Source organism: Devosia sp. YIM 151766 (assembly GCF_030285925.1).
Lineage (GTDB): Bacteria > Pseudomonadota > Alphaproteobacteria > Rhizobiales > Devosiaceae > Devosia.
Map to the genome: position 1 here is coordinate 1944804 of NZ_CP127251.1, position 23226 is coordinate 1968029.

Consider the following 23226-nt stretch of genomic DNA (forward strand, 5'->3'; position numbering starts at 1 on the left):
CATCCGCTAAAAACTCGTGCGCAGCCAATTGCCGACCCGGGCGAAATAGCCATCGGTGCCGGTAAGCTTTCCCCTTCCGCGCGGCTCGACATATTCCTGCCCGCAGACCTGCGGATAGACCAGCATTCCCGCCATGGTGGCGAAGGCGGCGCCCTTGGCGATGTCCGGCAGGCCGGCAATGCCCATCGGTCTGCCATTGCGCACATTGCGCGCCAGGGTCCGGCGCGCCACTTCCGGCAGGCCGGTCATTTCGCTGGCGCCCCCGGTCAGCACGAAACGGCGTCCGCACACATCCATCATGCCCGTCGCCTGCATCCGGTCGCGGATCGCGGTGAGGATTTCCTCGATGCGCGGGCGCATGATGCGCGTCAGCACCGCCCGTGGAATCTGGCCGGGCGCCTCGTCATGGCTGGCGCCCACCGGCTGGATCGCGATCATCTCGCGCTCGTCGGCCTGCCCCGGCAGCACCGAGCCATGCAGCGTCTTCAGCCGCTCGGCATCGGCCACGCTGACCGACAGCTGCCGGGCAATGTCCAGCGTCAGATGATGCCCGCCAATGGCGATGGCGTCGGCATAGACCATATGCCCGTCATTGAAGACCGAAACCGTGGTCGTGGCCCCGCCAAAATCGATGCAGGCGACGCCCAGCTTGGCCTCGTCATCCACCAGCGTCGCCAGCCCCGAAGCGTAAGGGGTCGCCACCAGGGCCTCGATCTGCAAATGGCAGCGATGCAGCACCAGTTCCAGATTGCGCATCGCCAGGGTCTCGGCGCTCACCACGGCGACGTCGACGCCGAGCTTTTCGCCCACCATGCCCTTGGGGTCGCGAACCCCCCTATTGCCGTCCAGGGCGTAACCGATGGGTAGCGCATGGATGATCGAGCGCTCCGGCCGCACCGAACGCGAATTGACCGCCTTCAGCACCCGGACGATATCGGCCTTCTCCACTTCCTGCCCGTCCAGCGACACGGCGGCGGAAAAGGTCTCGGAGCCCAGCCGTCCGGCGGTCACGTTCACCAGCACGCTTTCCAGCGTCAGTCCCGCCGCGCGTTCGGCCATGCCGACCACATTGCGGATGGCCTGCTCGGCCTTTTCGATATCCACCACCACGCCGCTCTTGACCCCGGTGGAGGGGCCATAGCCGAAACCGATCACCTCGGCCTGATGGGTGCGGCCCTTGAGCGACTTGCCTTCGGCGCGCGGAACCAGGCGGGCGATGACGCAACAGATCTTGGTGGACCCGATATCGAGCACCGCCACCAGCGTCGTCTTGCCGGGTTGGACCGGCCGCAGCCGGGACGTCATCGCATCGGTCATCATGATTTATCGGATTCTTCGGTCTTGTTGGGGCGAATGGCGACGATCGTATCGAGGCGCAGATCGATGATCGAAACGTCGCGGTCGAGAAGCTGATATTGGTCCTGATAGGACACGAGCCGGCGCAAAGCCGGCGCCACGCCCTGCTCCGGCAATTGCACGCGCAGCCCGGTATCGTAGATCAGGTCCCAGCGCCGGTCGGCAATGCGCGACAGCGCGACGAGCCCGTCCTGCAAGCGCGGCACGGTGCCGATCGCCCGGATCATCACCAGGGCGTCGTCGGCGGCCCCGTCCCCGATGACCAGGGGCAGTTCGCCATAAGCGCCGCGATCCTCGCCGATCTGGTCGCCGCGTCCGTCGATCACGAACGTCACCCCATCCACCCGCCAGCGCGCCACCGGTACTTTTTCGGTGATCACCACCGCCACGTCGCCCGGATAGGTCTTGCGGACAGTAACCGCCTGCACGGCCGGCAATTCGGCGATGCGCTGGCGCGCCGCATCCACATCGAAGCCCAGCGTCGAGGTGTGCGGCGCGATGCCGAGCGCGTCGAAAATGTCCTGTTCGGCGGTAAGCGTCTGCCCGCTTATGGAGATTTCGCCGATGGCCAGCCCTGCCTGGGCGAAATTGCCCTGGGCGATTTCGCCCAGCATCGCGGCAAGATTGCCGATCGGCTCGCGCAATTGATAGACACCCAGCGCCGCAGCGGCGAGCACGACCATGAGCACGCCCCGGCGCACCAGGCGGCCGTGCAAGACCAGGGCGCGATTGACCCGATTGGCGAGCCGCCGGCGCTGTGTGCGGACGGGAACAGGCAATGCGCGCGGATGAACCATCTGCGCGCCGGCGAGAAAGGTCTCGCTCTTTACCTGTTGCAACTCGCGTCCTCCACCATCCAGGAGACCAGATCTTCAAAGCTGTGCCCGACATGGGCGGCCTGCTCGGGCACCAGGGAGGTCGGCGTCATGCCTGGCTGGGTGTTGATTTCCAGACAGACGAGTTCGCCATCCTCGCCGGCCGCGTCGTTGTAGCGGAAGTCCGTCCGCGTCACGCCACGGCAGCCGAGCGCCAAATGCGCAGCCAGGCTAAGCTTTTGCACTTTGTCGTAAATTTTAGGTTTAATGTCGGCGGGAATGGTGTGAAGTGATCCGCCCTGGGCATATTTCGCTTCGTAATTGTAAAAGCTGAGATCGGTGACGATCTCGGTGACGGCCAATGCCACATCGCCCATCACCGCGCAGGTCAGTTCGCGCCCGGGAATATAGCGTTCCACCATGACCTGCTCGCCGCAATTCCAGTCCTCGCGCAGGATTTCCTGCGGCGGATGGCTGGTTCCGGTCTTGACGATGAAGACGCCGAAGCTCGATCCTTCGGCTATCGGCTTGATCACATAGGGGGGCGCCATGACATGGGAGCGCGCCACTTCCTCCCGGCCCGCAATGACATGGTCGGTCACCGGAACCCCGGCGGCCTTGAGCATGATCTTGGCCTGGTGCTTGTCCATGGCCAGCGCCGAGGCCAATACCCCGGAATGGGTATAGGGGATTTGGAGCAATTCCAGCACGCCCTGCACCATGCCGCTTTCGCCGAACGGGCCATGCAGCGCGTTGAAGGCGACATCCGGCTTGAGGTCGAGCAGGACATTGGAAAGATCGCGGCCCACATCGACTTCGGTGACCCGATAGCCGGCCCGACCCAGCGCTGCGGCGCATTCACGGCCCGAACTCAGCGACACCTCGCGCTCATTCGACCATCCCCCCATGAGAACGGCGACATGCTTGGTCATGGCAGGATCCTGTCTGAAATCTGGAAAAGCAGCGCCGCATCATGCTTCTCCCGCTCGGGGATGAGGCGGCCTGAAGGGCCGGATGAGGGGGATCGGTGCGGCCTGAAATCCCCAAAAGCCGACACCGCACCATTCTTCTCCCCCTCGGGGAGAAGGTGGCCCGCAGGGCCGGATGAGGGGGACACCATCACGCCGCTCCCTTCTCCACCAGCGCGCCCAGCTCCGCCGGCAGCGCCGCCGCCCATTGGGTAATATTGCCTGCACCGAGGCAGACCACGTAATCGCCGTCTTCCACCCGGCTCGCCAGCAATGCCGCCAGCGCTTCCGGTCCATCCAGCACCCGCGCGTCGCGATGCCCGCGCGCGGTTATGCGATTGACCAGTTCCTCATGCGTCACCCCGGCAATGGGCTGCTCGCCCGCTGCATAGATCGGCGCGACGATTACCGTGTCGGCATCGTTGAAGCAGGCGGCGAAATCGTCGAACAGGTCATGTACCCGGGAATAGCGATGCGGCTGCACCACGGCCACGACATCGCGCCGCGCCGATTGCCGCGCCGCCTGCAGCACTGCCGCGATCTCCACCGGATGATGTCCATAATCGTCGATGATGGTTACGCCGCCGACCTCGCCGGTCTTGCTGAAGCGCCGTTTCACCCCGGTGAAGCCCTTCAGGCCCCGGCGGATGGCCTCTGCCGGCACATGCAATTGATCCGCCACGGCAATCGCCGCGGTGGCATTCAGCGCATTATGGATACCGGGCATGGGCAATTGCAGCCCGTCGATGCGCAATTGCGTCTGGCGGATCCGGTCGCGGATTTCCACCGAGAAATGCTGCACCCCGTCCCGGTTCTCCAGATCGACCAGCCGGACGTCGGCCTGCGGATTGCGGCCATAGGTAATGACCCGCCGGTCGAGAATATCGCCCACCAGGGCCTGGACCTCGGGATGATCGAGGCACATTACCGCGAAGCCGTAGAACGGCACGTTCTCGACGAATTGGCGAAATGCCTTCTTCACCCCGTCGAAGTCGCCATAATGATCGAGATGCTCGGCATCGATATTGGTCACGACCGCCACGTCTGCCGGCAGCTTGACGAAGGTGCCGTCGCTCTCGTCGGCCTCCACCACCATCCACTCGCCGCCGCCCAGCCGCGCATTGGTGCCATAGGCATTGATGATGCCGCCATTGATGACGGTCGGGTCGAGATTGCCGGCATCCAGCAGGGTCGCCACCAGCGTCGTCGTCGTGGTCTTGCCATGCGTGCCGCCAATGGCGATGGCGGTCTTGAACCGCATGATCTCGGCCAGCATTTCGGCCCGGCGCACGATGGGCAGCGCCCGGGCGCGGGCCGCGACCAGTTCGGGATTGTCCTTCTTGATGGCGGAGGACACCACCACGACCTCGGCCTGACCCAGATTGTCGGCGCTCTGGCCGATTTCGACCCTGATCCCCATATCGCGCAGCCGCTGCACATTGGGATTGAGCGAGGCATCGGAGCCCTGCACCACATAGCCTTGGTTATGCAGGATTTCGGCAATGCCGCTCATGCCGATGCCGCCGATGCCGATGAAATGGACCGGCCCCATATTGCGTGGCATCTTCATGATCGGGGTCCTTCTTTGATCTGGCTATGCTTGCCGGCCAGCGCCTCCGCCAGGTCGGCCAGTTTCTCGACCGCATGGGGTTGTCCCAGCGAACGCGCCGCCTCGGCGGCTTGCTGCAAGAGCGGCGGATCGGTCAACAAGTCGTGCAGCCGAGTGGCAAGCGATTGCGGTGAAAGCGTGGCCTGTTCCGCCACCCATCCGCCGCCACCCTCTTCGAGGAAGCGGGCATTATATTTCTGGTCGGCATCGAGCGATCCCGGCAGCGGGATGAGAATGGCCGGGCGGCCGAGAACCGCCAGCTCGGCAATGGTCGATGCCCCCGCCCGGCAGATGACCAGATGCGCCTGGGCGATACGTTCCGGCAGATCGGCGATAAAGCTGGCGATTTCGACGCTGACCCGCGCTCGACGGTAACAGTCTGTTACCCGCTCGACGTCTTCGCTACGCGCCTGGTGCACGATTTGCAGCCGGCTTCGCATCGGCGGCGGCAGCAATGCGATCGCCTCCGGCACGATCTCCGACAGCGCCCGCGCCCCCTGGCTGCCGCCGGTAATCACCAGCCGGATCGGTCCTTTATCGTCCGGCGCCGGATAGGGCGTACCGATCAGATTGCGCACCCGATCCCGCACCGGATTGCCGGTCACCACCTTGTCCAGCCCATGCTGGTCGGCGAATTTGGTAGTCGGAAAACTCATGGCCAGCATATCGGCAAAGCGCGCCAGCGCCCGGTTCGCCCGGCCCATCACCGCGTTCTGTTCATGTAAAATGCCAGGGATTCCAAGGACATTGGCGGCAATGAACGGCGGAAAAGTCGGATAGCCGCCAAAGCCGACCACCGCATCGGGCCGCAATTTGCGCAGCTTTCCATGCGCTGCGGCGATGCCCCGAAGAATGGTGAGACCAGCCGAAACCAGCTTGATCGGATTACCGCCCGAGGGTGTCGCCGCCGGCACGATATGGATTTGCCGCGCCGGAAAATCGGCGCCATAACTCTCCACCCGGTGATCGGTCATCAGCTCGACCGCGTGACCGCGCCGGGTCAATTCCTGAGCCAGCGCCATGGCCGGAAAGAGATGCCCCCCCGTACCGCCCGCCATGAGGACAAAAGTTTTCATTCCGCCGGGGCTACCACGGCGCTGCGGTAGGAGGGAAGCCCGGTCGCCATCCGTTCTTCAGGCTTGGTGCGGGTCAGCGCCAGCATCAGCCCCATGCCGAACGCCACCGCCAGCATCGAGGTGCCGCCATAGGAAACGAAGGGCAGCGTCATGCCCTTGGGCGGAACGAGATTGAGGTTCACCGCGAGATTGATGCCCGATTGCATGGCGAATTGCACCGCGATGGTCGAGGCCGCAAGCCTTGCGAACAGGCTGGTTTGCCGCTGCGCCGCAAGCATCGCCCGCACGACGATGAAGCCGATCAGCGCCACCAGGCCGATGCAGAACAGGATGCCGAACTCCCCCGCGGCGGCCGAGAACACATAATCGGCATGGGCGTCGGGAATCAGCTTCTTGGCCAGCGATTCACCCGGCCCCCGCCCGAACCAGCCTCCCTCCATCAGCGACTGCAAGGCCCGGTCGATCTGATAGGTATTGCCGCCGCCGTCAGGATTGATGAACGTGTCGATGCGTCGCGCGAAGTGCGGGAAGAACGCATAGGCCCCGAACAGCAACGCACCGCCGGCACCGGCCAGGCCGAAAATGATCCACCAGGAAATACCGGAAAAAAACAGCAGTACCGCCCAGGTCGCCATGACCAGCGCCGTCTGCCCCAGATCCGGTTGCAGCAACAATGCGCCGACAATGGCCAGCATGATCAGGGTCGCGATTATCCGGCCGGGCACATTGCGATGGATCATATATTCGGAAAACAGCCAGGCGCCGATCACCGCGAAGGCCGGCTTGACGAATTCCGAAGGCTGCAAGGATTGCCCGGCGATGGACAGCCAGCGGCGCGCGCCTTTGACCTCGGTGCCGAAGCGCAGCGTCGCCCAGAGCATGATGGTCATGGCGATCAACACGCCCAAAGCCGCGAACCGCGCCTGGCGCTGGCTCAGCAGTGACGTGGCCAGCATGACCGGCACGGCCAGTACGGCAAAGAAAGCGTGACGGATAACGAAATGCCATTCGTCCAGGCCGATGCGTTCGGCCACGGCCGGGCTGGCGCCGAAGCTTAGCACCACTCCGCCCATCAGGAGCAGGATCAGCGCTCCCAGCAATTCTTTATCAATCGACCACCACCACTCGGCGAGCGGGGTCTTTTCGGCGCGGGAAAACATCATCGGGGCAGCCCGGTACTCGATACAAACTGTCTCGAATTGTATCGGAGCTTTGGTTACCGATTTGCCAAGGTTTTCGCGTTTTGCGAGTCGCAGGAGAAAAGATCGGCCGTCGCGCAGGCTTGTCCGCCTACCGCAATTTCAGGCTTGATAACCCGATCAGTGCCAGCACGAAGGAGATGATCCAGAACCGGATCACCACCTGGCTCTCGGTCCAGCCGAGATGCTCGAAATGGTGGTGGATCGGCGCCATCCGGAACACCCGCTTTCCGGTCAGCTTGAACGAGGTGACCTGCACGATCACCGAAACGGCTTCCAGCACGAACAGCCCGCCGATAATGGCCAGCACGATTTCATGCTTGGTCGCCACGGCGATGGCGCCCAGGGCGCCGCCCAGAGCCAGAGAGCCGGTATCGCCCATGAAAATCTGCGCCGGGGGCGCGTTGAACCAGAGGAAACCCAGCCCTGCCCCGATCAGCGCGCCGCAGACCACGGCGAGTTCCGCCGTGCCGGGCACCGCATTGAGCAGCAGATAATCGGCATAGTTCTGGGACCCGACGAGATAGGCGATGAGCCCGAAACAGGCAGCCGCCACCATGACCGGCACGATGGCAAGGCCATCGAGCCCATCGGTGAGATTGACTGAATTGCCCGCCGCCACCACCACGAAACCGCCGAACAGGATGTAGAAATAGCCCAGGTTGAGAGCCAGATCCTTGACGAAGGGGAATAGCAGCGAGGTGCCGTAGGAGCCCGAGGCGAGCTGGGAAATGAAGAAGGCCGCCATCGCGCCGATAATCGCCTCCAGCATCAGCCTTTGCTTGCCGCCGAAGCCGGCATGGCTCATGCGCTTGACCTTGAGATAATCGTCGTAGAAGCCGATGGCGCCGAAGCCCACGGTCACGAAGAGCACCACCCAGACATAGCCGTTGGTAAGGTTCGACCAGAGCAGCGTCGAGATCACCGCGCCGGACAAGATCATCAGCCCGCCCATGGTCGGCGTGCCCTTCTTGGTCAGCAGATGCCCCGCCGGACCGTCTTCGCGGATCGGCTGGCCGCCTCCTTGTTTCAGCCGGAGCAGGGCGATCATGCCCGGGCCGAACAGGAAGACGAAGAACAAGGCGGTCACCACCGCGCCGGCGGTGCGGAAAGTGATGTACCGGAAGACGTTGAAGGCGGTGAGTTGTTCACCCAACTGGCCGAGAAAATAGAGCATTTATTCCGCTGTTCCGCTTGGGTGTTTCAGCTCTGTTCGAAGCGCGCGATAATCGCATTCACAATGCGCGCCAGCCCGACACCGTTGGACCCTTTGATCATAATAGCATCGCCATAGGCAAGGTCGGCGACGATAACGTCTTCGGCTTCTTCAGCATTTTGCGAATAGCTCGCCAGCAAATCTGCGGGCAGCGCTGCTGCGAGGGCGGCCATATTCCGGCCGACGAGATGGACCTTGTCGGCGCCGCTCATTCGCACCGCTTCGCTGAGACCTGCATGCTGCGCTTCGGCTTCCCGACCGAGCTCCAGCATATCGCCCAGCACCGCCACCTTGCGGCCGCCGGGGGCCTCGATGGCCGCAAACACCTCCAGCGCCGCGACCATTGAAGCGGTGTTGGCATTGTAGCTTTCGTCGATCAGCAACAGCTTTTTATCTTTTGGTCCCAATGCTTTCCGCTGACCCCTGCCCGGCTGCGCCGCGAAGCCGGCCAGCGCCGGCAAGGCAATGGAGGGCTCGATGCCGGCCAGATGCGCGACGGCCAGCGCCGCCGTGGCATTGGAGAGCATGTGGCGGCCGGAAACCCTGAGCGCCAGCTCGTGCCGCTCGTCGCCATGCAGCACGATCGCGAAGCTGCGATCGGCAGCGGTCTGGGGATCGATGAGCTGCCAATCCGTTCCCCTTGAGAAGCCAAATGTTAACAGATTGCTAACCCCAGCTGTAGCAGCCGCATCAAAAAGTGCGCCGATCTGCGCATGATCGGCATTGACGATAGCTGTGCCGCCAGACTCCAGCCCCTCGAATATTTCCGCCTTGGCGCGCGCGATATTTTCCAGGCTGCCGAGTCGTTCCAGATGCGCCGGCGCGATGGAGGTGATCACCGCCACATGCGGCCGCACCAATTGGCTCAATGGCCGGATTTCGTCGGGCGCGTTCATGCCCATTTCGAAAATGCCGAACTGGGCCGTTTCCGGCATGCGCGCCAGCATCAGCGGCACGCCCCAATGATTGTTAAAGCTCTTGATCGAGGCATGGGTTTCCCCCGCCGCTTCGAACACCAGGCGCAAGGCTTCCTTGGTCGTGGTCTTGCCGACGCTGCCGGTGATCCCGACGATGAAGGCTCTGCTGCGTTCGCGGGCGGCACGGGCCAGGTCGCGGAGACCGCCCAGCGCATCGGGAACCACGATGCGGCCCGGACCGGAACCGCGCCCCTCGCTGACCAGAGCCGCCACCGCGCCATTGGCTAACGCGGCCTCGACGAAATCATGCCCATCGAAGCGGTCGCCCTTGATGGCGACGAAAAGAGCATCCGGGCCGAGTTCGCGGGAATCGATGGAAATCGAATTGATCGCCTCGGCGTCGACACCCTCGGCGCGGCCGCCGGTGGCTTGCAGAATGGCGTCGAGGGTGAAAAGGGGTCGGGTCATGGGAGGGAATTTTTCCGGCTTTCAACCCGCATATTAGGCCCTGGCGGCTGCTTCCACCACTTCGTGGTCGGAGAAATGATGCTTTTTGGTGCCGATGATCTGATAGGTCTCGTGCCCCTTGCCGGCGACGAGCAGGACATCGCCTTTCTGCAGCGAGCGCACGGCCTGCTCGATTGCCGTTTTACGATCGGCAATTTCCTCGGCCCCCCTGGCTCCGGCCAGCACTTCGGCCCGGATAGCGGCCGGGTCCTCCGTGCGCGGATTGTCGTCGGTGACAATCACCACATCGGCAAGCTCGCTGGCAATTTCGCCCATTTGAGGGCGCTTGCCCTTGTCGCGGTCGCCGCCGCAGCCAAAAACCACGCGCAGCTTGTTCGTCGCATAGGGACGCAGGGTCGTAAGCGCGGTGCGCAGCGCTTCCGGCTTGTGCGAATAATCCACGAAAATGGCCGCGCCATTGTGCTCGGCGACCAGTTCGAGTCGCCCGCGCGCCCCGACCAGTTCGGACAAAGCCGCGAAAGCGTCGGTCTTCTCGACCCCGCCGGACATGGCGAGCGCCGCCGCAATCAAGGCATTGGATACCTGGAATTCGCCGGGAATCTTGAGGTGGAAACTGACCTTTTCGCCGATATGGCGCACTTCGACGCGCTGGCCATAGCCTTCCGGCTCGATGGAGAGGATTTCGATATAGGCGCCCTCGCGGCCCACGGTCAGCAGCGTGGCGCTGGCCGACAGGGCCGCGAACATGAATTGTTCGTGCTCGGGATCGTCGACATTGACGATGGCCGCGCCGCCATCGACCAGCAGGTCGGTGAACAGCCGCAGCTTGGCATTGCGGTATTCATCCATGTCAGCGTGGTAATCGAGATGGTCGCGGCTGAGATTGGTGAAGGCCACGGCTTCGAAATGAATGCCGTCCAGCCGGTGCTGGTCGAGGCCATGGCTGGAGGCTTCCAGCGCGACATGGTTGATGCCCTGCGCCTTGAGCGCCCGCATGGCCTGATGCAGGGTGCGCGAATCCGGGGTGGTCAAGGCCCCGTCGATCCGCCTTTTGGCCGTCTCGATGCCGAGCGTACCGATACTGGCGCCCGGCACGCCGGCATAGTCCCAGATCTGCCGGACGAACGAGGCCACCGAGGTCTTGCCATTGGTGCCGGTGACGGCGACGAGAATTTCGGGCTGCGGCTCGAAGACCCGCGAGGCGGCCCGGGCATAGGCGGCCCGCACATCCTTCACCACGATAATCGGCACACCGGGATCGCCCGGCGGCGCCACATCGGTGACGACGGCCAGCGCGCCGCGCTCGATGGCATCGGCCACGAATTGATTGCCATGCACCTTGGCCCCCGGCAGGGCGAAGAAGACGTCGCCCGGCTCGATCCGGCGGCTATCCGAATTCAGCCCGAAAACGGCGCCAAGACCCTTTTTCGGGCGGGCGCCGGAGCCTTCGAGCAGTTGGGTTACACTGACTGACACGGCGTCAAATCCTTCTGGATCAGTTTAGCGGAGAGCGGGCGGCACGATCTGGCGATCGAGCGCTTCGCTGAAATCGGGGGCGACGCCCAGCATCGGGGCCACGCGCTGGATCAGGCGGCCGGTGAGGTGGCCGGCATTCCAGCCGGCCGTGGTACCCGATTGCGGATTTTCCGCCTTGGGTTCATCGACCATGATGACGATGGCATAGCGCGGATTGTCGAGCGGAAAGGCCGACGCGAAAAAATTGGTGACCTTGCTGGACGAGTAGCGGCCATCCACCACCTTTTCGGCGGTACCGGTCTTGCCGCCGGCGCGATAGCCCAGCGCAGCCCGGTTCATCTGCGAGCCGGAACCTTCCAGGGCGTTCAGGCGCATCAGGTAGCGCATGACCTCGCTGGTCTGGGGCGTCACCACCCGCTCGTAAAGCGGTTCGGCCTCGGCGACGCTGCGCTTGTAGAGCGTCGGCGCGATGTAATTGCCGCCATTGACCAGCGCCCCATAGGCGGTGACCATATGCAGCGGCGACACCGACAATCCATGGCCGAACGATGCCGTTGCCGCGCCGACTTCGGAGAGTGTCTTGGGCACGGTGGGAACGCGCATTTCCGGCAATTCGAATTCCACCCGCTGATCGAACTTCATCCGGCCCAGGAAGTCGCGGAAATTGTCCTTGCCCATCGCCTGCATGATGCGGATCGTGCCGATATTCGACGAGTATTTATAGATTTCGGACAGGCTCATGATGCGGTGCTTGCCATGGAAATCGTCGATCGTATAGCGGCCGAAGCGGATGCCATAACGGGCGTCGAACTGGTCGGTGGCGCGGACTGCGCCGCTGTCGAGCGCCCCGGCAATCGTCACCGTCTTGAAGATCGAGCCCGGCTCGAAAATGCCCGAAGTGATGCGGTTGAACGTATCCTTGACCAGGGCGCTGGCCGGCTCGTTGGGATTGAAATCGGGCACCGAGGCCAGCGCGACGATTTCGCCGGTATAGATGTCCATCATCACGCCGGCGGCGGCGACGGCCTGATAGCGCGTCATCGCATCGACCAATTGGTCGTGCAGCACGTGCTGTACGCGCATGTCCACCGACAGCTCCACCGGCGTCAGCGCATTGCCGCGCGCCAGGCCGAGTTCCTGGAGCAGCGCCACGGATTCGGTATCCATATGCCGCTCGATGCCGGCAATGCCCTGATTGTCGACATTGGTGGAGCCGAGAATATGCGCCGCTTCGTTCATGGCCGGGTAGAAGCGCTTGGATTCGGTGATGAAGTCGATGCCGGGAATGCCCAGCCGCATCACCTGATCCTGAATGGCGGGCGTCAGCTCGCGCTGTACCCAGACGAAGCCCTTGTCGCCGGTCAGCCGGTTGCGCAGCCAGGTCTCGCTGAGATCGGGCAGCACGGTGCGCAGCTTCTGCACCGCTTCCTCGACATCGATGATGCGGCGCGGCTCGGCATAGAGCGAGGGGACGCGGATATCCACCGCCATTTCCAGTCCGTTGCGATCCAGGATCGGCGGCCTCGTGGCGGTAATCACGTCGCGGGCCTGGCCCTCGATGGTCTGGTCGGTTTCCACCATGCCCAATTGCACCAGGCGTCCTCCGACCAGCATGAAGCCGATCACCACGCCCAGGATCATCCAGCGGATGCGGGCCTGGGTGAGATTGCCCCGCTGCTTGCGGGCGCCATCCAGGGCGATTGTGGGCGAATAGCCTTCCGTGGCGGCGGCCATCACTCGATCCCTTCCAGTTCGAGAATGGCATCGATCGGATCGATGCCCATGGCAATGGCCTCGAACAGCGCATCCATGGCGGCGCTGTCGGGCTTGGCCGGGCGCATGGGCAGGGCGGCGAAGGACCCGAACTGCTCCTGCCTGACCGCGGCGATTTCCAGTTCTGCCTCATGGCGGCGCACGATGGGATCGATGTAGCCGGGCTGATTGAGCACCGCCCAATCGGCCTTGAGCAGCGAGAGCTTGCCTTCCTGCTCCGAGATCGTGGCCGTCAGCGCCGTGCGCTCGGCGGCGGTGCCCTCGATGGAAAATTTCAACGCATAGACCCCCGCCAACATGACGATGGAGGCAAAGATCAGGAAGATATTGATGTTGCGGATCATGCGGCACCCTTGAATGTCGGGACGCCCAGGCCGGCCGCCTGCACCGGCCGGGCCGGCTGCGCGGTCCGTATCGCGCTGCGCAGCACCGCCGAGCGGGCGCGCGGATTGCGGGCCACTTCGCCGGCGCCGGCCTTGACCGCCTTGGCGACATTCTGCCAGCGCCGGGGTTCGCTCTCGGCCTGAGGCAGGTGGCGCGACATGGCCGGGCCGCCCTTGTCGGGGTCGAAATAGCGCTTGACGATCCGGTCCTCCAGCGAATGGAAGCTGACCACGGCCAGCTTGCCGCCTTCGGGCAGCAGGCGCTCGGCAGCGAACAGGCCCTCAACCAATTGCTCGAATTCGCCATTCACCGCGATGCGCAGCGCCTGGAAGGAGCGCGTCGCCGGATGCGCGTCGCCCGGCTTGCGGCCGATGGCCTTTTCGATGATGCGCGCCAGCTCCAGCGTCGTGGCGATGGGCGCATCCTGCCGCGCCGCGACGATGAACTGGGCGATGCGGCGGGACTTGCGCTCTTCTCCGAAGGCATAGAGCAGGTTGGCCAGATTTTCGGCATCGAGATCATTGACCAGATCGGCGGCGCTGGCGCCGGCACGGCTCATGCGCATATCGAGCGGGCCGTCCCGCATGAAGGAGAAGCCGCGATCGGCCTCGTCGAGCTGCATGGAGGATACGCCGATATCGAGCACCACGGCATCGACCGGCCCGAAGCGGGACGCCAGGGTGTCGAGCTCCGAAAAGGTGCCGGGCACGAAAGTGAAGCTATGGGGAAACTCGGCCGCGAGCGCCGCCGCATGCGGGCCCACCGAGGGATCGCGGTCGATGCCGATAACCTGTGCGCCGGCCCTGAGCAGGGCGCGCGAATAGCCCCCTGCCCCGAACGTTCCGTCGACAATGCGGCTGCCGGCCCCTGGCGACAAAGCCGCCAGCACCTCGTCGAGCAGGACAGGGACATGAGGTCCGCCCGCCGCCTCGGTCTCGGGCAGGGATGGCTTGCCCATATCCGCCACAACTCCATTCCGGCCGCAGCCGGTTACATAAACTCGTCCAGAATTTCGCATGGCGACGCTTAAGATTCTGTTTCCTATTTCGCTCCGGTATCCGTGCGGGTAAAAGCGCGTGACTTAAATCTATCCATATTGCCCTCAAAGCCGGATCAGGCGATGAAGGTGGACCGAATTGGGGGCAGCATGCCGATCACCAGCCAGACATTCGTGCGATCCACGGCGCTGCTGCTGCTCGTTGGCCTGCTGGCGCTGTTGACCATCATTGGCACGACATTATGGCTGGTGGAGCGCACCCAGGTTTATTTCAACGAAGTGATCGAGGCCCGGGACGTGCGCACCGCGGCGGTGGACCTGCGGGCGCTGCTGCAGGACGCGGAAGCCAGCCAGCGCGGCTATATCATCACCCTGGAGCCGGAATATCTCGACCCTTACCGGGAGGCGCTGCCGCAGGTCGGTGAAACGCTGCTGAATCTGGAAGCCGTGCTCGCAGGCCATCCCGAAGCCGCCCAATCCTTGCAGCAATTGCGCCGCGACATCGCCATCAAGCTCGATGAAATGGCCCATACGCTCGATCTGACCGAACAGGGCCGGCGCGCCGAAGCCGTGCTGATCGTCCGGACCGATGCCGGCAAGGAAGCCATGGATCGCTCCCAGGCCTTCTTCTCGGCCCTGATCGGCGCCGCCGACCAAAGGCTGACCGAAGGGGTGGAATCGCAGCGCAACACCGCCAATCTGCTGCGCATCGTCTCGTTGGCCGGGGGCCTGGTCATCCTCGCCGTCATCGCCGGCGCCATCTGGGCGGTGCTGAATTACACCCGGGAACTGGCCGCGGCCCGCCGCGCCACCGAAGAAGCCAATTCCAGCCTCGAGGAGCGCGTCAGGGAGCGCACCTCCGACCTGGGCAAGGCCAATGAGGAAATCCAGCGCTTCGCCTATATCGTCACCCACGACCTGCGGGCGCCACTCGTCAATATCATGGGCTTCACCAGCGAGCTGGAAACCAGCGTCGAGGCGGTGAAATCCTATATGGACACCCAATCCGCCCCCGAGGACGATGCGGTTTTCGCCGAGGCCCGCACCGCCGCCGCCGAGGATCTGCCCGAGGCCATTTCCTTCATCCGCGCCGCCACCCGCAAGATGGACGGGCTGATCAACGCCATCCTCAAGATTTCCCGCGAGGGCCGTCGCCTGCTCAAGCCGGAACCCGTCGACCTCGCCGAAATCGCCGAGAACAGCGCCGCCGCGCTGCATCATCAGCTGGCCGAGAGCGGCGGCGAAATCTCCATCGATGTCCGCGTCCGCAATATCGTCACCGACAAGCTCTCGATCGAGCAGGTGCTGGGCAACATGGTCGACAATGCGGTGAAATATCAGGATACGGAGCGGCCGCTGCGCATTGCCATTCGCGGCCGCCACCTGCCGGCCAACCGCGTGCTCATCGAGGTGGAGGACAATGGCCGCGGCATCGCCGAGACCGACCATGAGCGCGTCTTCGAACTGTTCCGCCGCTCGGGCTCGCAAACCCATCCCGGCGAGGGCATCGGCCTCGCCCATGTCCGCACCATGGTGCGGAGCCTGGGCGGCGACGTCACCTTGACCTCCGTGCTGGGCCGGGGCACCACATTCAACATCAATCTGCCGCGCGACCTGCGCAGCTATCTGGGGAGTTCCGGGACATGAACGATGCCCGTCCGGTTACCATCATCATGATCGAGGACGATGAAGGCCATGCCCGCCTCATCGAGAAAAACATCCGCCGCGCCGGCGTCGCCAACGACATCATCCCCTTCGGCAATGGCACCGACGCCCTGACGTATCTCCTGGGCCCCGACGGCTCCGGCGCCGTCAACAAGGGCCGGCAATTGCTGGTCCTGCTGGACCTCAACCTGCCCGACATGACCGGCATCGACATCCTCGAAAAGGTCAAGGCCAACGAACATACCAGGCGGTCCCCCGTCGTCGTGCTGACCACCACCGACGACCAGCGCGAAATCCAGCGCTGCTATGACCTGGGCGCCAATGTCTATATCACCAAGCCCGTGGACTATGATGGCTTCGCCAATGCCATCAAGCAATTGGGCCTGTTCTTCTCGGTCATGCAAATCCCGGAAACCGAATAATCCATCATGCCCAAGCGTACGCCGCATGTTCTCTATATTGACGACGATCCGGGTCTGATCCGCCTTGTGGAAAAGGCCATGCAGCGGCGCGGCTATATCTTCGACCATGCCAGCACCGGCGAACAATGCCTCGAAATCGTCCGCAATGGCGGTATCGACGTCGTCGCCCTCGACCATTATCTGCCCACCGGCACCGGGCTGGACGTGCTCAAGGCCATGGAGGGGCTCGAAGACCGGCCGGCCGTGGTCTATGTCACCGGTTCGTCCGAAATGGCCATCGCCGTCGCCGCGCTCAAGTCCGGGGCCACCGATTTCGTGCCCAAATCCGGCGCTGAAGAATTCATGGAATTGCTGCTCGCGGCCATCGATCACGCCATCCACAATGTGCGCCTCGACCGCGCCAAGGCCGAGGCGGAGCGCGAAATGCAGGAAGCGCGCGAACGCGCCGAAATGCTGCTGGGCGAGGTGAACCATCGCGTCGCCAATTCCCTGGCCATGGTCGCCGCCCTTGTCGGCTTGCAGTCAAACGCGGTCGAAGATGCCGAAGCCAAGCGCGCGTTGAGCGAAACCCAGGTCCGCATCCAGGCCATTGCCGGGGTGCACCGCCACCTCTACACCTCCGACGATACCCGCTGGGTACAGATCGGCGACTATCTCAACAGCCTGATCGGCGAGCTGGAAAGCAGCATTCAGGACAGCACCAGCAATCCCGGCATCCACCTCCAGGTCGAAGGCTTTCCCATGGCCACCGAAAAGGTCGCGTCCCTGGGGGTCATCATCACCGAACTGGTCACCAATGCGCTCAAATATGCCTATGCCGACCGCGAATCCGGCGAGGTGCGGATTGTCGTGGCGCGCGAAGGCGACGAGGTCCGGGTGGTGGTGGAGGACGATGGCATCGGCTGGCAGGGCACCGGCACGCCGCAGGGCACCGGCCTCGGCAGCCGCATCGTCAAGGCAATGGCCCATAGCCTCGACGCCAAGGTGGCCTATGGCGAAGGACCGGGCACCAGGGTCATGGTGACCTTCTCGACCTGAGGCTTGGCCCGTCCTGTATTTCCGGCAGAGTCGGCATACCCGACCTCGTGGTTCGACAAGTTCACCATGAGGTCTCCGAGGATGCCGATGCTATTGCTCGAGCGGCTCCGGCTTTGACGGAAACGGCGTCTTACCCCGCCCCCGCTCGTCACCCTCGCGCTTGGCGCGGGGGGCTTTTGTGAAGCCTGTCGCCAGAGCCCTCGCGTCAAGCGCGAGGATGACGATCCGGGAGCAAAGCGCTCCGGATGTTCATGGACCTCTTGTCGAACCACAAGGTCCGGGCACCGTCCGTCCAGCAAACGAAAACGGCCGGGGAAACCCCGGCCGTTCGATCCAGTTGACTGGCGCCGTCAGGCGCCATGCACGCGGGCGGTTTTGCGGCGTTCCTCGCGGAACTCGGCCGGGTTGAATTCACGATCGCCCTTGGCGTCGCGAACCCGGGTCGGCAGGCCGATCTTGCCCAGCAGATCGAGAAACGGCACTGGCGGCAATTCTTCGACATTGGCCATGCGATGGCAATCCCAATCGCCCTTGGCGATCAGCATGGCCGCCGCCACGGCGGGGACGCCGGCCGTATAGGAAATGGCCTGGCTATTGGTCTCGGCATAGGCTGCTTCGTGGTCGCTGATATTATAGACCAGCAATTCCGTTTCGACCCCGTCGCGAACCCCCTTCACCAGATCGCCGATAAAGGTATTGCCTTTATAATCCGGCGCCAGCGACATCGGATCGGGCAGGACCGCCTTCACCACTTTGAGCGGCACCACTTCCAGCCCTTCGGCGGTGACCACCGGCTTTTCCGACAACAGGCCGAGATTGTTCAGCACCGTGAAGACATTGATGTAATGCTCGCCGAAGCCCATCCAGAAGCGGATATCGGGAACGTCGAGATTGGCCGAGAGCGAATGGATTTCGTCATGGCCGGTGAGGTAGGTGGTCTGCGATCCCACCACCGGCAGATCGTCGGTGCGCTTGACCTCGAACATCTTGTTCTCGGTCCACTGGCCTTGCTGCCAGGTCCACACCTTGCCGGTGAATTCGCGGAAGTTGATCTCCGGATCGAAATTGGTCGCGAAATAGCGTCCGTGACTGCCCGCATTGACATCGATGATGTCGATAGAGTCGATCCGGTCGAAATAGGCATTGGCGGCCAAAGCCGCATAGGCATTGACCACGCCGGGATCGAAACCGGCCCCCAGGATCGCCGTCACGCCCTTGCGTTCGGCTTCCTCGCGGTGCTTCCACTCGTAATTGCCGTACCAGGGCGGCGCTTCGCATATCCTGGCCGGGTCTTCATGAATGGCGGTGTCGATATAGGCCACGCCAGTATCCAGACAGGCCCGCAAGACGGACATGTTGAGGAAGGCGGAACCTAGATTGAGAACGATCTGGCTCTTGGTCTGCCGGATCAGGGCCTTTGTCGCCTCGACATCCATGGCATCGAGTTGATGGGCGGCCAGAATGCCCGGGCGCTTCAGCGCCTTCTTGTCGAGTATGGAGCCAATAATGGCTTCGCATTTCGACAGGGTGCGGGAGGCAATGTGGATGTCTCCGAGCACATCATTGTTCATAGCTGCCTTAAACGCAGCGACTTGCGCGACACCTCCGGCGCCGATGATCAGAAGATTCTTTTTCAATTGACACGAAACACCTTTTTCACGGTGGACAGATCAGCCGCTCTTACGAGAGACTGGCGACATAGTCGGCATAATCGAACGATTGTACAAGATCGATCGTGCCATTTTTTCTGCGGATGGCTATAGCGGGCATTGCCACGCCGTTGAACCAGTTTTTCTTCACCATGGTGTATCCCCCCGCATTGAGCAGCGAAACCCGGTCGCCCACAGCCAGCGGCGCCGGAAAATCGAACTCTCCGAACACATCGCCGGCCAGGCAGGACTTGCCGGCGATCACATAGCGGTGAGGCCCCGCATCGGGCGCCACCGTCCCGCTCTCCCGATAGACGAGCAGATCCAGCATATGGGCCTCCACCGCGCTATCGACAATGGCCACGGCCTTGTCGTTTTGCACGATGTCGAGCACCGACACTTCCAGCGTCGTCGTATCGGTGACCACGGTATCGCCCGGCTCGAGATAGACCAGAACGCCGAATTTTTCGGCAAAGGCCTTGAGCCGCGCCGCCAGCGCGTCGATGTCGTAGCCCGGCTTGGTGAAGTGAATCCCCCCGCCCAGGCTGACCCAATCGAGCCGATGCAGCAGATCGCCGATCCGCTGCTCGATCTGCCCCAAGAGGGCCGAGAAGGACTCCACCGAATCGTTCTCGCAATTGCAATGCAGCATGAAGCCGGAAATCCGATCCATCGCCGCCTCGACCCTGGACCGGTCGCTTTCGCCCAGTCGGCTGAATGGCCGCGCCGGATCGGCGAGGTCGAAATGCGAGTGGCTGACGCCCGGATTGACCCGCAGCCCGGTGGACAGATGCGCCGCCTTGTCGCCGAAGCGCTCCAGCTGGTTCACCGAATTGAAGATGATCTTGTCGGCATTGGCGATGGCCTCATCGATCTCGCCATCCGACCAGGCCACGGAATAGGCATGGGTCTCGCCGCCGAATTTCTCCCGGCCCAGCTTCAATTCGTTGAGCGAGGACGAGGTGGTGCCGTCCATATGAGGCGCGATCTGCGGGAAGGTCGACCAGGTGGCGAAGGCCTTGAGCGCCAAGAGGCATTTGGCGCCCGATGCGGCGCGCAATCGGTCCACCCGCGCCAGATTTTCGGCCAGGGCATTTTCGTCGATGAGGTAATAAGGGGTTGCCAAGGGCATCGCGCCGAACTCCAACCAGCGTGTGCCCGCCGGAAAGTACGGCGGAAAGAAAGGGACATCGTTTAGCGACGACGGACGAAAGAAGTCAACGCCAGTTGACCTGTAAGCCGGGTTCTGTAGGGCCGCGTTGCCGCGACGTGGTGACCATTCATCTATGGCGGCCATTACTGGACGCGCTCGTGCAACCAACCCGGATGATCTGGCCTCGAAACAGGCTGGGCCGAAACCCGCGTCATCCCTATTTGGTCTTGCTCCCGGTGGGGTTTACCGTGCGGTCCCTGTCGCCAGGCACCCGGTGCGCTCTTACCGCACCCTTTCACCCTTACCCCGGCGAACCGTGGCGGTTTGCTTTCTGTGGCACTTTCCCTGGGGTCGCCCCCGGCGGCTGTTAGCCGTCACCGTGTTTCGATGGAGCCCGGACTTTCCTCCGGCATGCAGTTACCCGCATGCCAGCGGCCACCCGGTCAACTGGCGCGGCTTATGTGCGGGAGCCGCAAGCCGGCGTCAAGTGAGCAATGGCTGCGCCTTGGGCCGGGTGATCGCCTGATAGGCCAGATTGATGACCGACATGCGCGCCGTCGCCATGTCGATCAGCTCGCCCGGCACCCCTTTGGCAATCAGCCGGTCGGGGTGATGCTCGGCCACCAGCAGCCGATAGACCCGGCGCACTTCCTCGGGCGGCGCATCATGGGTCAGGCCCAGCACCATATAGGGATCGACGCCCTCGTCCAGCATCACGTGCTGGGCCGCGATCTGCTCAAAGCGGGCGTCATCGAATCCGAAAATGCCGGCGACATCGCGCAGGTAATCCAGCTCCGCCTCGTGCACGAGGCCATCGGCGGTGGCGATGAAGAACAGCCCGTCCAGCACATGTTCCAGCGTTTCCGGCGTGTCGGCGAAAAAGCGCGCGACCTTGCGGGCATAGGCGTCGTAGCCGGCGACATCCTGCTTGGCCAGGTTGAAGAGCTTTTCCACCTGCGGCTCCTGCCCCTTGGCGATCTCCACCGTGGCGTTGAAGGCCCGCACTTCCGAGGCGGTCACCGCGCCGTCGGCGACGGCCATCTTGGCCGACAGCGCGATCAGCGCCAGGGTAAAGGCGGCGTCGCGTCCGCCGGGCAGCCAATTGTCGGGATCGAGGATATTGGCGACATGGCCGGCAATGCCGGTGCGCTCGGTAAACGAGCCGAGAAATTGAGCGAATTTGTGCCACACATCCCGATTTTCCTCGGCCCGGCGGACACAGCACAACATCTCGCAACCTTTCCTTTACGGCCCCAGACTAGCGGCGCCCGGCCTATTGACCAAACGGATAATAATAATCGTCGCCATAGGCCGATGGCAGCCGGCGATTGCCGCCGCCGCGCGGCCCCTCGTCCAGCCAGAACCCGTTCGAATCATAATCGGCCGGCGCCGGACGGCTGCCCTGCCCCTGTCTTTTGGCGAGGAATTCGGATAGCGGGCCGGTTTCCCACTCATCCAGGTCCTGCGAGGTGACGACCGGCGCAGGTGTCTCGACGACGAGCGGCGGCGCCGGTGTGGCGATCACGGGCGCAACCACCGGCGCCGGACGCTCCGAAACCGGCGTCGGCAGCGTGACGGGCTTGACCGGCGGCGGGGTGATGACCGGCCGCGCGGGCGCCGGTTCGGGAGCTGGCGCCGGTTCGGGCGCGGTCACCGGTTCGGCGGGCTTTGGCGCCGGAGCCGCGCCGCCATCGCTGATATAGCTGGGCAATTCGCGGCCGGATTGCAAATAGATATCGACCGCATTATCGCCCCTTGCGCCAGCCGGCGCCGCCGCCTCGGCGCTGGCGACGGGCTCGGGAGCCGGCGCTGGCCGGCTCGGCGTCGGCGCCTCAGGCGCCGGAGACGGCTTTGGCGCATCGGGCACCGGAACCACCGGTTCTTCCTGCACAATGGCCATTTGCGGCGCTGTGGATGGCGCGAACTGGCGGGCGACCAGATCGACGGCAGGGATGGCCACGACCAGCACGGCGCCGGCCCAAGCCAGGCCATTGGTGATACGGCGATCTATCTGCATAGCGAATTCATCCGAAAAGGCTCGTGCCCCCGAGGAGCGAACATGCTTTTATTCATGGCCAGAATATGGAGGGCGAGCACATCGTCCCACCCGCCGCCTGAACCGGCCATGAACGCGCCGGCGCCAGGGCCTAATATCGCCGCCCCAGCAGCCGCGCCAAAGCCAGAACCAGATTGGAGCGGTTGAGCGTATAGAAGTGGAATTCGGTCACCCCCTCGTCCAGCAATTCGGTCACCTGCTCGGCCGCCACGGCCGCCGCGACCAGGGCATGGGTCTCCGGATCGTCCTCCAGCCCGGCGAAGCGCTCGGCCAGCCAGGCGGGAATTGAGGCGCCGCAGCGGGAAGCGAAGCCGGAAATCTGCTTATAGGAATGAATGGGCTGGATGCCCGGCACGATGGGCGCATTTATCCCCGCCTTGCGGGCGCGTTCGAGATAGCGCAGGTAATCGCCATTGCTGAAAAACATCTGCGTGATGGCGCGGTCGGCACCGGCATCGAGCTTGCGCTTCAAATTATCGATATCGGCGTCCCAATCGGCACTTTGCGGGTGCCTTTCCGGATAGGCGGCGACGGAAATGTCGAAATCGCCGATGCGCCTGATCCCGGCCACCAGATCGGCGGCATTCTGATAGCCCTCGGGATGCGGCGTGAATGGCTGGCCGACCCCTTCGGGCGGATCGCCGCGCAGGGCGACGATGCGATTGATCCCGGCTTCCTGATAGCCGCGAACGACGGCGTCCACCTCGTCTCGCGTCGCCCCGACACAGGTGAGGTGCGCCGCGGCGGCAACGCCGGTATCGGCCTTGATGCGGCTGACCATGCGCAAGGTGCGCTCCCGGGTCGAACCGCCGGCGCCATAGGTCACCGAGACGAAACGCGGATTGAGCGGCGCCAGCTTGTGGATGCTCTCCCAGAACCGTTCTTCCATCGCGTCGGTCTTGGGCGGGAAGAATTCGAAGGAAAGCTGCAATTCGGGGCGCTGATCGGCCGTCCGGCGGCTGGCGCGCAAATTATCGTCAAGCATGAAG

General features: G+C 63.6%; 20 protein-coding genes and 1 other RNA gene. 3 read left to right on the forward strand and 18 right to left on the reverse strand.

All coding sequences use genetic code 11. From position 1 onward, the window contains the following. Nucleotides 1–6: 6 nt before the first annotated feature. The 12 genes from ftsA to rsmH form a co-directional block, all read right to left on the reverse strand. Nucleotides 7–1320 (reverse strand): cell division protein FtsA, encoded by a 1314-nt coding sequence (gene ftsA, locus O9Z70_RS09520; RefSeq protein WP_286018586.1) that lies wholly within the window; start codon nucleotides 1318–1320, stop codon nucleotides 7–9. Further along, nucleotides 1317–2195, reverse strand: coding sequence for a cell division protein FtsQ/DivIB (locus O9Z70_RS09525; protein ID WP_286018587.1), 879 nt, complete (start codon nucleotides 2193–2195; stop codon nucleotides 1317–1319). Before O9Z70_RS09525 ends, ftsA begins: the two co-directional genes overlap by 4 nt. Beyond that, nucleotides 2183–3103, reverse strand: coding sequence for a D-alanine--D-alanine ligase (locus O9Z70_RS09530; RefSeq protein ID WP_286018588.1), 921 nt, complete (start codon nucleotides 3101–3103; stop codon nucleotides 2183–2185). The genes O9Z70_RS09525 and O9Z70_RS09530 overlap by 13 nt, the downstream gene beginning before the upstream one ends. 187 nt (nucleotides 3104–3290) lie before the next feature. Then, nucleotides 3291–4709 carry a UDP-N-acetylmuramate--L-alanine ligase gene (gene murC, locus O9Z70_RS09535; RefSeq protein WP_286018589.1) on the reverse strand — a complete coding sequence of 473 codons (1419 nt, stop codon included), beginning with the start codon at nucleotides 4707–4709 and terminating at the stop codon, nucleotides 3291–3293. Next, nucleotides 4706–5824: an undecaprenyldiphospho-muramoylpentapeptide beta-N-acetylglucosaminyltransferase gene (murG, locus tag O9Z70_RS09540; protein WP_286018590.1), complete on the reverse strand. Its 1119-nt coding sequence runs from the start codon at nucleotides 5822–5824 to the stop codon at nucleotides 4706–4708. Before murG ends, murC begins: the two co-directional genes overlap by 4 nt. Beyond that, entirely contained in the window at nucleotides 5821–6984 is a 1164-nt protein-coding gene (locus tag O9Z70_RS09545; protein ID WP_286021985.1) for an FtsW/RodA/SpoVE family cell cycle protein, read from the reverse strand. Before O9Z70_RS09545 ends, murG begins: the two co-directional genes overlap by 4 nt. A gap of 130 nt (nucleotides 6985–7114) precedes the next feature. Continuing rightward, nucleotides 7115–8200 carry a phospho-N-acetylmuramoyl-pentapeptide-transferase gene (gene mraY / locus O9Z70_RS09550; protein WP_286018591.1) on the reverse strand — a complete coding sequence of 362 codons (1086 nt, stop codon included), beginning with the start codon at nucleotides 8198–8200 and terminating at the stop codon, nucleotides 7115–7117. A gap of 26 nt (nucleotides 8201–8226) precedes the next feature. Next, on the reverse strand, nucleotides 8227–9624 hold the full coding sequence (locus O9Z70_RS09555; protein ID WP_286018592.1) for a UDP-N-acetylmuramoyl-tripeptide--D-alanyl-D-alanine ligase: 1398 nt from the start codon (nucleotides 9622–9624) through the stop codon (nucleotides 8227–8229). A 33-nt stretch (nucleotides 9625–9657) separates the two neighbouring features. Beyond that, nucleotides 9658–11100: a UDP-N-acetylmuramoyl-L-alanyl-D-glutamate--2,6-diaminopimelate ligase gene (locus O9Z70_RS09560; RefSeq protein ID WP_286018593.1), complete on the reverse strand. Its 1443-nt coding sequence runs from the start codon at nucleotides 11098–11100 to the stop codon at nucleotides 9658–9660. Nucleotides 11101–11124: 24 nt separating this feature from the next. Further along, nucleotides 11125–12834, reverse strand: coding sequence for a peptidoglycan D,D-transpeptidase FtsI family protein (locus tag O9Z70_RS09565; RefSeq protein ID WP_286018594.1), 1710 nt, complete (start codon nucleotides 12832–12834; stop codon nucleotides 11125–11127). After that, nucleotides 12834–13217: a cell division protein FtsL gene (gene ftsL / locus O9Z70_RS09570; RefSeq protein WP_286018595.1), complete on the reverse strand. Its 384-nt coding sequence runs from the start codon at nucleotides 13215–13217 to the stop codon at nucleotides 12834–12836. Before ftsL ends, O9Z70_RS09565 begins: the two co-directional genes overlap by 1 nt. Continuing rightward, entirely contained in the window at nucleotides 13214–14215 is a 1002-nt protein-coding gene (rsmH, locus tag O9Z70_RS09575; RefSeq protein ID WP_286018596.1) for a 16S rRNA (cytosine(1402)-N(4))-methyltransferase RsmH, read from the reverse strand. The genes ftsL and rsmH overlap by 4 nt, the downstream gene beginning before the upstream one ends. Before the next feature lie 189 nt (nucleotides 14216–14404). Between rsmH and O9Z70_RS09580 the strand changes: the two genes are divergently transcribed. Genes O9Z70_RS09580 through O9Z70_RS09590 form a run of 3 tightly spaced genes read left to right on the forward strand, consistent with a single transcriptional unit; the run spans nucleotide 14405 to nucleotide 17379 of the window. Then, nucleotides 14405–15901 (forward strand): sensor histidine kinase, encoded by a 1497-nt coding sequence (locus O9Z70_RS09580; protein ID WP_286018597.1) that lies wholly within the window; start codon nucleotides 14405–14407, stop codon nucleotides 15899–15901. Next, nucleotides 15898–16341 carry a response regulator gene (locus O9Z70_RS09585; RefSeq protein ID WP_286018598.1) on the forward strand — a complete coding sequence of 148 codons (444 nt, stop codon included), beginning with the start codon at nucleotides 15898–15900 and terminating at the stop codon, nucleotides 16339–16341. Before O9Z70_RS09580 ends, O9Z70_RS09585 begins: the two co-directional genes overlap by 4 nt. A 6-nt stretch (nucleotides 16342–16347) precedes the next feature. Further along, on the forward strand, nucleotides 16348–17379 hold the full coding sequence (locus O9Z70_RS09590) for a histidine kinase dimerization/phosphoacceptor domain -containing protein (RefSeq protein WP_286018599.1): 1032 nt from the start codon (nucleotides 16348–16350) through the stop codon (nucleotides 17377–17379). A gap of 350 nt (nucleotides 17380–17729) precedes the next feature. Here O9Z70_RS09590 and O9Z70_RS09595 read toward each other — a convergent pair whose 3' ends face one another. The 6 genes from O9Z70_RS09595 to metF form a co-directional block, all read right to left on the reverse strand. After that, nucleotides 17730–19016 (reverse strand): saccharopine dehydrogenase family protein, encoded by a 1287-nt coding sequence (locus O9Z70_RS09595; RefSeq protein WP_286018600.1) that lies wholly within the window; start codon nucleotides 19014–19016, stop codon nucleotides 17730–17732. Nucleotides 19017–19059: 43 nt separating this feature from the next. After that, nucleotides 19060–20160 (reverse strand): carboxynorspermidine decarboxylase, encoded by a 1101-nt coding sequence (locus O9Z70_RS09600; RefSeq protein WP_286018601.1) that lies wholly within the window; start codon nucleotides 20158–20160, stop codon nucleotides 19060–19062. An 87-nt stretch (nucleotides 20161–20247) separates the two neighbouring features. After that, nucleotides 20248–20632, reverse strand: an RNA gene (gene rnpB, locus O9Z70_RS09605) — RNase P RNA component class A. 32 nt (nucleotides 20633–20664) lie between these two features. Beyond that, the gene (locus O9Z70_RS09610) at nucleotides 20665–21411 is read right to left on the reverse strand and encodes a J domain-containing protein (protein WP_286018602.1); all 747 of its coding nucleotides are present in this window, start codon (nucleotides 21409–21411) and stop codon (nucleotides 20665–20667) included. A gap of 43 nt (nucleotides 21412–21454) precedes the next feature. After that, nucleotides 21455–22198, reverse strand: a complete 744-nt coding sequence (locus O9Z70_RS09615) for a hypothetical protein (RefSeq protein WP_286018603.1) — start codon at nucleotides 22196–22198, stop codon at nucleotides 21455–21457. 130 nt (nucleotides 22199–22328) lie between these two features. After that, nucleotides 22329–23222: a methylenetetrahydrofolate reductase [NAD(P)H] gene (gene metF / locus O9Z70_RS09620; RefSeq protein WP_286018604.1), complete on the reverse strand. Its 894-nt coding sequence runs from the start codon at nucleotides 23220–23222 to the stop codon at nucleotides 22329–22331. Nucleotides 23223–23226 lie beyond the last annotated feature (4 nt).